The 8,022-nt window shown below is 39.4% G+C and carries 7 protein-coding genes and 1 pseudogene; 5 read left to right on the top strand and 3 right to left on the bottom strand.

Annotated features, from left to right (window positions below; translation table 11 throughout):
* Positions 1-32: 32 nt before the first annotated feature.
* Together PL8927_RS02205 and PL8927_RS02200 are read right to left on the bottom strand one after the other, a co-directional pair.
* Complete coding sequence (locus tag PL8927_RS02205) at positions 33-1,094, bottom strand: glycerate kinase (RefSeq protein ID WP_083617150.1); 1,062 nt, start codon at positions 1,092-1,094, stop codon at positions 33-35.
* A gap of 31 nt (positions 1,095-1,125) precedes the next feature.
* Positions 1,126-1,458 carry a DUF565 domain-containing protein gene (locus tag PL8927_RS02200; RefSeq protein ID WP_083617146.1) on the bottom strand — a complete coding sequence of 111 codons (333 nt, stop codon included), beginning with the start codon at positions 1,456-1,458 and terminating at the stop codon, positions 1,126-1,128.
* A 54-nt stretch (positions 1,459-1,512) separates the two neighbouring features.
* Between PL8927_RS02200 and PL8927_RS02195 the strand changes: the two genes are divergently transcribed.
* Together PL8927_RS02195 and PL8927_RS02190 are read left to right on the top strand one after the other, a co-directional pair.
* Complete coding sequence (locus tag PL8927_RS02195; RefSeq protein WP_083617143.1) at positions 1,513-2,121, top strand: hypothetical protein; 609 nt, start codon at positions 1,513-1,515, stop codon at positions 2,119-2,121.
* A 150-nt stretch (positions 2,122-2,271) separates the two neighbouring features.
* Positions 2,272-4,191, top strand: a complete 1,920-nt coding sequence (locus PL8927_RS02190; RefSeq protein ID WP_083617152.1) for an ArnT family glycosyltransferase — start codon at positions 2,272-2,274, stop codon at positions 4,189-4,191.
* A 98-nt stretch (positions 4,192-4,289) separates the two neighbouring features.
* Here the strand turns inward: PL8927_RS02190 and PL8927_RS02185 are convergent, their stop codons facing one another.
* A complete protein-coding gene (locus PL8927_RS02185; RefSeq protein ID WP_083617141.1) occupies positions 4,290-4,739 on the bottom strand; it encodes an SRPBCC family protein in 450 nt (149 codons plus the stop codon).
* 152 nt (positions 4,740-4,891) lie between these two features.
* Between PL8927_RS02185 and PL8927_RS02180 the strand changes: the two genes are divergently transcribed.
* From PL8927_RS02180 to PL8927_RS02170, 3 genes and pseudogenes are all read left to right on the top strand, one after another.
* On the top strand, positions 4,892-6,139 hold the full coding sequence (locus tag PL8927_RS02180; RefSeq protein WP_083617139.1) for a HEAT repeat domain-containing protein: 1,248 nt from the start codon (positions 4,892-4,894) through the stop codon (positions 6,137-6,139).
* Positions 6,140-6,234: 95 nt separating this feature from the next.
* A complete protein-coding gene (locus tag PL8927_RS02175) occupies positions 6,235-7,239 on the top strand; it encodes a LysR family transcriptional regulator (protein WP_083617137.1) in 1,005 nt (334 codons plus the stop codon).
* A gap of 108 nt (positions 7,240-7,347) precedes the next feature.
* Positions 7,348-8,022: pseudogene (locus PL8927_RS02170) on the top strand (hypothetical protein); the annotation flags it as partial.

Raw genomic sequence — 8,022 nt, 5'->3', positions numbered from 1 at the left:
GACATTTCTAAATCCTGAAACCCTTTCACTTCTTACTGTTCCCTGTTCCCTGTTCCCTGTTCCCTTGCGCGTAGTGCTATATTACCAACAGAATGATCGGGATTAATTTCGACAATTAAGTTGACTAATTGAGAATTTTTAATTAACGGATTTATAAATAATTCGGGATGTAGGGCTTTCCAAAAATAATCAACAAATTGACTAATTTCGGCATCGGTCATGCCTGATTTTCCTGTTAAAATCATGTCATGTTCAGCTTGAATTCTCCATTGTTTTGATAAGCGATAATCGACCGGATTTAAAATGATTAATTGATCTAATTTTTCCCACAAAGGAATATATTCTTTTAATTGTTCATTCATATCCCTGGCAAATTGTTGATCGGCAATTGTAATAATCGGAACAGGTGCAGAATTAAATTGTTGGGGATCAATGGGTCTACATCCCACAAACCAACCTTCAAATAAAATAATATCAATTCCTGTAACAAATTCCGGTGAAATGCGATCGCCTGCACCCTGCCATAAGGACTTATCAAACCGAGGAATAGCAATGGTTTGACCGGGTAGGGGTTGACGCAATTGATCTAAAACCTGTATTCCCAATTCAACATCATGGGTTGCGGGTGGCCCCCGCCAAATTAAACGAGGATCGACCCTTTGTAACTGTTGACGTTCTAAATAAGTTTTATACAAATCGTCTAAGGACAAGCTGATTGTGTCATAGTGAAAAAGAGACAAAATCCGAGTTAAGACTTTCGCTAGGGTTGTTTTCCCTGTTCCTTGTCCTCCTAATATTCCCTGAACCAGAGGACGACCTAGCTGTTGACGAGACTCAGCCAGTTGGGTCGCAAACGGAAGCCAAAACTTCCAAAGGGTTTCTAATTGTTGGGATAAGAGAGGGAAATCAAAATTCTCTTGAAAAAGTTTACAGAAAAGGTGCGATCGCCCTTGTAATTTTAGCCTAACATTTTCCGGTGTGATTCCCCACAATATCGCTTGTTTAGAATCAGACAGTTCCCACTGTTCTAAAAGCTCTAAATCTGTGACATGGGGAGGTTGTCCATGAGCCCAAGCTTGCAAAATTTCGATCATAGACAATTACAGAAACATAAAAATGTGGATTTCACGAACCCAACATGAATGCTAACAAAAATAACCCATAACTCAAACCCATTTTAAGTGCATTCAGGTTTTCGACCCAAAAGGATTGTCGCAAACGGTTGGGACTACTGTAGGCTAACCAGTTGACACCTTCTACTAGGATAGACACCATTAAAGCCACAGTTACATCTATATTTGCTTTTTGTCCCGCTATCGCCGAAATACCCAGTGCTAGGGCAAAACCAAATAACAAACTAATGATCAGCAGCGAAATCCGTCGCCAAGGATTTAACAACCATTGGCCGAGTAGTGCATTGATAACATTTACAAGTCGATTGAGACGGGTATTCTGCATAAAAGACGGTGTGGAGTGTAGTGGAATTAATGATCGGGTTTAAAACGAAAGATTATGAAAGCTAAACTGTATCCAGCCTTTCTGATTACTGGAACTATTTTATTAACTTTAATTAGTTTAAGGCAATTCTTATTTCGCTATTGTGTCCAGTCAACGGAACGAAAATCTTCTGAACAGGTGGCCTTATCTGCCTCAACTCCCTTATCAACAACCTTCCCTAAAACCTCTATCCCAGCGCCACCTCTGTCAGAAAGAACCCCAGTTCCTCCTCCTCAATCGGGGAGTAATCCCCCAAAACTATCTCCTCCTTCGATTCCCACAAGCCATCCACGAGGGTCATTCCGAGTCAGTAACCTCACGGAACATCCGGTGCGTGTAGCCTTACTCAGTCGTTCATCTCCAGCGATCGCAGAACCCGTCCATTGGGATTTTGCTCCCGAAGAAGGGAGTAAAGAAGGGTTGATTTTGTCCCTCCCTGAAGAAGATTTAATCCTCAAATCCGGCGATATTTTGATTGTTTTCGCGCCGGATGGTTCTCGCTATTACTGGGGGCCTTATATTGTCGGGGAAACCTCCCTTCCGGCTTGGAACCCTGATGGTAAGGAATGGCAGTTGGTCATACAACCCTCTCGGACACCGGATCAATTTTCATCCCAAAAATAGGAAATCTTGCAATAGGCAATAGTAATATTATTTCGGTTTCCTGTTCCCTTAATAAGTGATAATAACTAATCGATATCTGGGTTGGCGGTTCACTGTTGGCAGTTGTTGGTCAACCGTCAACCGTCAACCGTCAACCGTCAACCGTCAACAATGAAACTAAGTTCAGATCGAGAAATTAAAACGTTTTTTTTACATCAAATTCAAAGCCGTTGGTTCCCTGGAATCCTGGCGATTTTGGGGTTAGGTTTAATCAGTTGGCTGGCTTTTTTTCAGAATTTAGGAAATTGGGGTTTATTGGATGAAACAGAGCCTTTATTTGCAGAAGCCTCCCGTCAAATGTTAGTAACGGGGGATTGGATTACCCCCTATTTTAATCAAGAAACTCGCTTCGATAAACCGCCCTTAATTTATTGGTTAATGACAATTTTTTACCGAATTGTCGGAGTTAATGAATGGGGAGTCCGTCTTCCTTCAGCATTTTCGGCTTTTATTCTAATGGGTTTGGGATTTTATACCTTAAGTTATTATGTCCAAAAAACCCAATTTTCTGCGATTAAAGACGAGACAAAAGTAGGCTATATTTCTCTATCTGATCAACCCTGTTTCCGAAGGGTGATTTTCCATCCTTTACCTTGGATAGGGGCGGCATTAATAGCGTTTAATCCTGAAATTCTGGCTTGGGCAAGAATTGGGGTTTCCGATATGTTATTAACGAGTTGTATGGGTTCAGCTTTATTCGCTTTTTTTCTGGGATATTCAACCCGTTTAGATCCAATATCGGAGTCAGGATTTAAAGAACATTCTGATTTAATGTTTAAGCAGTTTAATCAACGTCTGAATCCCTCTGATATTTGGTATTTAGCTTTTTATATTTTATTGGCTTTAGCCGTGTTAACAAAAGGGCCAGTCGGGATTGTTTTACCCCTTTTAATTATTAGTTCATTTTTAATTTATCTGGGAAAAGGGCGGAAGATTTTACAAGAAATGCGTCCCTTCCGAGGGGGATTAATTTTTTTAGGAATTACTCTTCCTTGGTATATTGTAGTTACTTTAATTAATGGTCAAAACTATATTAACTCGTTTTTTGGTTATCACAATTTTGAACGATTTACTAGCGTTGTTAATCACCATGCGGCTCCTTGGTATTTCTATTTTATTGTGGTTTTAGTGGGGTTTGCGCCTTTTTCTGTGTATTTACCAATAGCGATCGCTTCAACAAAATTTTGGAAACGCCGATGTTGGCAACGCCAATCTCGAATTCAACAATTACCATTATTTGCTGTTTTTTGGTTCGCTGTAATTTTTATCTTTTTTACTGTAGCTGTTACGAAACTTCCCAGTTATGTTTTACCTCTGATCCCGGCTTCAGCCTTATTAATTTCTCTATTTTGGCACAATATAATAAAAAACAATCATCCCGTTAATTCTAATATGGGTCTGGCGGGTGATATTCCTAAAGCATTTTCTGTTTCTATTATTTTCAATATTCTATTAGTTTTTAGTGCTTCAGTAGCTAGTTATTTTAGTAAAAATTTCATAGGATATGATGCAGAGATGCCCGATTTTAGGGCAGATTTACAAGCTTCTGGACTCCTAAATCGATCCGCTTTAATTTGGTTAATTACTGGAATCGGAATTATCTTAAGTTGGTGGAAAAAGCGAATTTCAGGAATTTTTCTACTTAATCTTTTTGGATTTATTATCTTTTTTATCTGGGCTGCAACTCCTACCTATAATTTACTCGATCACCATCGTCAAGAACCTTTAAGAAATCTCGCCCAAACTGTTGTACAACAGCGACAAATAGGGGAAGAATTAATGATGGTTGGCTTTAAAAAACCCAGTTTAGTTTTTTATACTCAACATCCAGTTCAATACTATCCTGAACCTGGAGATGTAATTAACTATATTAACAGCCCAAAGGTTAAAAATTCTTCCCCTAAAACCCTTTTAATTCTGGGACATCCCCGTGAATTAACTAATATTGGATTAAAACCCAATCAATATAAAATTATTGATCAAGCAGGTTCCTATCAACTCATTCGAGCTAATATAGGGAACAGGGAATAGGGAATAGGGAATAGGGAATTACGAATTACGAATTACGAATTACGAATTGTCAACGGTCAACCGTCAACAGTCAACCGTCAACAGTCAACCGTCAACAGTTAACACTTTTCACATTCTTTTTTTGTAACTTGATGACGATAACGAAACATATCTTCTAAACGACTATTAACCCACCAACCTAAGATTTTTTCTGCTAATTCTCCTCCGGGTAGAGAATAAGCGATCGCATCGGTGAGGCGAGTTTTGCCATTTTCAGAAACAAATTGATGTCGATGTACCCAACTTTCTACAATTCCTTCTTGTTGTTCATCAGTAAATAATTCTAAGGGTTTACATTCAGTATGAATTGCTACCCATCGCACCGGAATAAACCCTAATAATATTCTAAATTCCGAAATTGCTCCCACATCTAAACCCCCTTCTCGACGCACAATTTCTACGGGTTGCCAAGGAGGAGTTAACAATTGTAATATATCCGGTCGGGTATGAAATTCCCAAACCACTTCTACAGGTGCATTAATCAGGGAAGAATAGTTAAAGTATTGCATAAATGTTCTACAATTAAAATAGTTTTCGGTTGTAGGGGCGGGTTCATCAAGATTGTGATTAATTCAACAAAGATCTGACTGAACCCGCCCGTACCAGTCAACAGTCAACAGTCAACAGTCAACAGTCAACAGTCAACCATTAACCATTAACAGTGATTGATTTATCCCAACAAGAACCCGAAGCTGTACTTAATTTGGTTTTAACTCAGTTAGAACAGGGAGATTTTCAACAGCGATGGGAAATTAGTAAAATTTTACCCGATTTAGGAACCCTTGCCATCGAGCCTCTGCTTAATATTTTACAAGATCAAACGGCTGATGTAGAAATGCGTTGGTTTGTGGCTCGAATTTTGGGACAGTTTAAATCAGAATTGGTGATTGAACCCTTGGTTAATTTGCTCAAAACTGCTAAAATAGAAGCAACGGAAGATGAACTATCCCTTCAGGAAATAACAGCAATTACCTTAGCAGGTTTAGGAAATTCAGCGATCGCACCCCTGACGGAATTATTAGCCCAAGAAGATTCTAAACGATTAGCAACGGTTGCCTTATCTCAAATTCGTCATTCTGAAACGATTAACCCCTTATTAACTATTGTCAATGATTCTAATCCAGAGATTCGAGCGATCGCAATTGAAGCATTAGGAAGTTTTCATGATCCCAAAGTGATTCCCGTTTTATTAGAGGCTTTAAATGATCCCGTTGCTAATGTTAGAAAAGAAGCAGTGATCGGATTAGGAGTAAGATTAGATTTATTAGAAACTATTAATTTAGTTGAAAAACTTAAACCGTTATTATGGGATATTCGACCAGAAGTTTGTCAACAAACTCAACTCGCTTTAGCGCGTTTAAAAACAGATGAAGCAGTAACAGCCTTATTTGAACAAGTACAATCTCCCAGTGTTCCCCTATCTTTAAAAATAGATGGGATTCGTTCATTGGGATGGATTGAAACGCCTAAAAGTTTAAATCATTTAGATGAAATTCTGTTGAGCTTTCATCCTGAATTTAATCCGAATACACCTCCGATCACGGCTGTAGAAATGACCCTAATTCAAGAAATTATTCAGGGGATAGGACGAATTGAAACTATAGAATTGCGCGAACAAGCTACTCAAATTTTAATTAATTTAATTAATCGCAATCATCCGGCTATTTCCGATCCAAAAATCAAACAATTAATCGCGTTAGGATTAGGAAAATTAAGATTAATATCTGCCCTTGATCCCTTAATTCAACTTTTAGCTGATCCCCAGGATTCAGTTCGATTACATTGTATTTCAGCCTTGAAACAAATTGGCTCTGAAGAAACTTATCAATATTTACAAAAATTATTAAATCAAGAAAATATTAATCCTGATATCAAACAAGGGATTTTAAAAGCTTTATCAGAATGGTAAATTCCGTAAAATGTTTACTGATTACTGTTTCTTGTTTACTGATTACTGTTTACTGTTTACTGTTTACTGATTACTGATTACTGTTTACTGTCTTTATGCGTTTAGAGCAACTGCAATCTTTTCTGTCTGTTGCTGAGACTGGGAGCTTTCAACAAGCAGCACGCAAATGCGGCGTTACTCAATCAACAATTAGCCGACAGGTGCAGGGACTAGAGGAAGAACTGGGTTTACCCTTATTTCACCGCACAACTCAAGCTAAATTAACCATTGGGGGTGAACGTTTTTGGCCCTATGCTCGCAAAATTTGTCAAACCTGGGACAGTGCGAAAGAGGAATTGGCATCTTTGTTAGCGGGGAAACAACCGGAACTTTGTGTGGCGGCAATTCATTCGGTTTGTTCCTCTTATTTACCCCCAGTTTTGCAGAAGTTTTGTTATGCTCATCCAGAGGTTCAATTACGAGTAACATCATTAGGAAGCGATCGCGCTTTAAAAGTTCTTAAGGATGGATTAGTTGATATTGCCATTATTATGAATAATCGTTCTTTTACCGCTAGTGCAGAACTTTTAGTCGATATTCTTTATCAAGAACCGATTGAATTATTAATGGCTAGTAGCCACCCGTTAACGCAATATTCTCAAGTTCCTTGGCATGAGTTAATTCGTTATCCGCAAGTGGTTTTTAAAGATGGTTATGGAATGCAGCGTTTTGTTCAAGAAAAGTTTACCCAAGCTGGAGCAAAATTAAATGCAGTTTTAGAGTTAAATACATTGGATGGCTTTCGAGGGGTAATTCGTCAAGGGGAACTGATCGCTTTATTACCCTATTCTGCCTTAATAGAAGCCCGAACTGATCCGACTTTAGCCGTCCGAGGGTTAGCACCCATACCGTTTGGACATCCTAAAACTTCTCTGGCGAGTTCTGCTTCCTCGGCGTTAATTCCTACGAATGGGGACACAACTTGGACTCGTGAAGTGGTAATTGTCACAACACCGGATCGAATGCAAATTCCTCCCATTGCTTATTTTTGGCAACTCGTTCATGATTATATTGATAGATCAATTGATTCTTTAAATCCCCAAACGCCTCTGTTGAAATAAAGACGCTACCATTAATACGATTAAGCTGAAGTTTAAAAATAGGTTGTCGGTTAACAGCCAACAGCCAACAGCCAACAGTCAACAGCCAACAGTCAACACCACATCGGCATGAGTGATCAATTTCGAGAGTTACTTCGTTTAGTAGGTAGTGGAACCCATACCAGTGAGGCGTTGAGTCGTTCTCAAGCAGCCGAAGCCTTGAGATTAATGTTATTACAAGAGGCTACTCCGGCTCAAATTGGTGCTTTTTTGATTGCTCATCGCATCCGACGTCCCACCGGGGAAGAATTAGCCGGGATGTTGGATGCTTATGAGCAAATTGGCCCTCAACTTCAGTCGGTTGGTTCTGCGCCAATGGTGTTAGGTTGTCCCTATGATGGTCGCTCTCGCACGGCGCCCTTTGCTCCCTTAACGGCTTTAATTTTAGTCAGCGCAGGGGTTCCAGTGATTTTACATGGGGGCCAGCGAATGCCAACTAAAGAAGGAATTCCCTTGATTGAAATTTGGCAAGGGTTGGGGGTGGACTGGTCTAAATTATCCTTATCACAAACTCAACAGGTATTTGAAGCAACAGGTTTAGGGTTTGTTTATCTTCCTCAACATTTCCCTGAAGCAGAAAGATTAGTCACCTATCGCCGAGAAATTGGCAAACGGCCCCCTTTAGCAACGATGGAATTGATGTGGAAACCCTATTTAGGACAAGCAACGGTGGTTTCTGGATATGTCCATCCCCCCACAGAAACCATGTTTCGAGAAGCTTTTCAATTGCGGGAGGTGACGGAA

It is taken from the genome of Planktothrix serta PCC 8927, assembly GCF_900010725.2.
In the GTDB taxonomy this organism is placed as follows: Bacteria; Cyanobacteriota; Cyanobacteriia; order Cyanobacteriales; family Microcoleaceae; genus Planktothrix; species Planktothrix serta.
This window is presented reverse-complemented; position numbering and strand designations above follow the sequence as displayed.

Coding starts and splice junctions, on each gene's coding strand:
- PL8927_RS02205 (WP_083617150.1), bottom strand. CDS start 1,094: ATGATCGAAATTTTGCAAGCTTGGGCTCATGGACAACCTCCCCATGTC.
- PL8927_RS02200 (WP_083617146.1), bottom strand. CDS start 1,458: ATGCAGAATACCCGTCTCAATCGACTTGTAAATGTTATCAATGCACTA.
- PL8927_RS02190 (WP_083617152.1), top strand. CDS start 2,272: ATGAAACTAAGTTCAGATCGAGAAATTAAAACGTTTTTTTTACATCAA.
- PL8927_RS02195 (WP_083617143.1), top strand. CDS start 1,513: ATGAAAGCTAAACTGTATCCAGCCTTTCTGATTACTGGAACTATTTTA.
- PL8927_RS02175 (WP_083617137.1), top strand. CDS start 6,235: ATGCGTTTAGAGCAACTGCAATCTTTTCTGTCTGTTGCTGAGACTGGG.
- PL8927_RS02185 (WP_083617141.1), bottom strand. CDS start 4,739: ATGCAATACTTTAACTATTCTTCCCTGATTAATGCACCTGTAGAAGTG.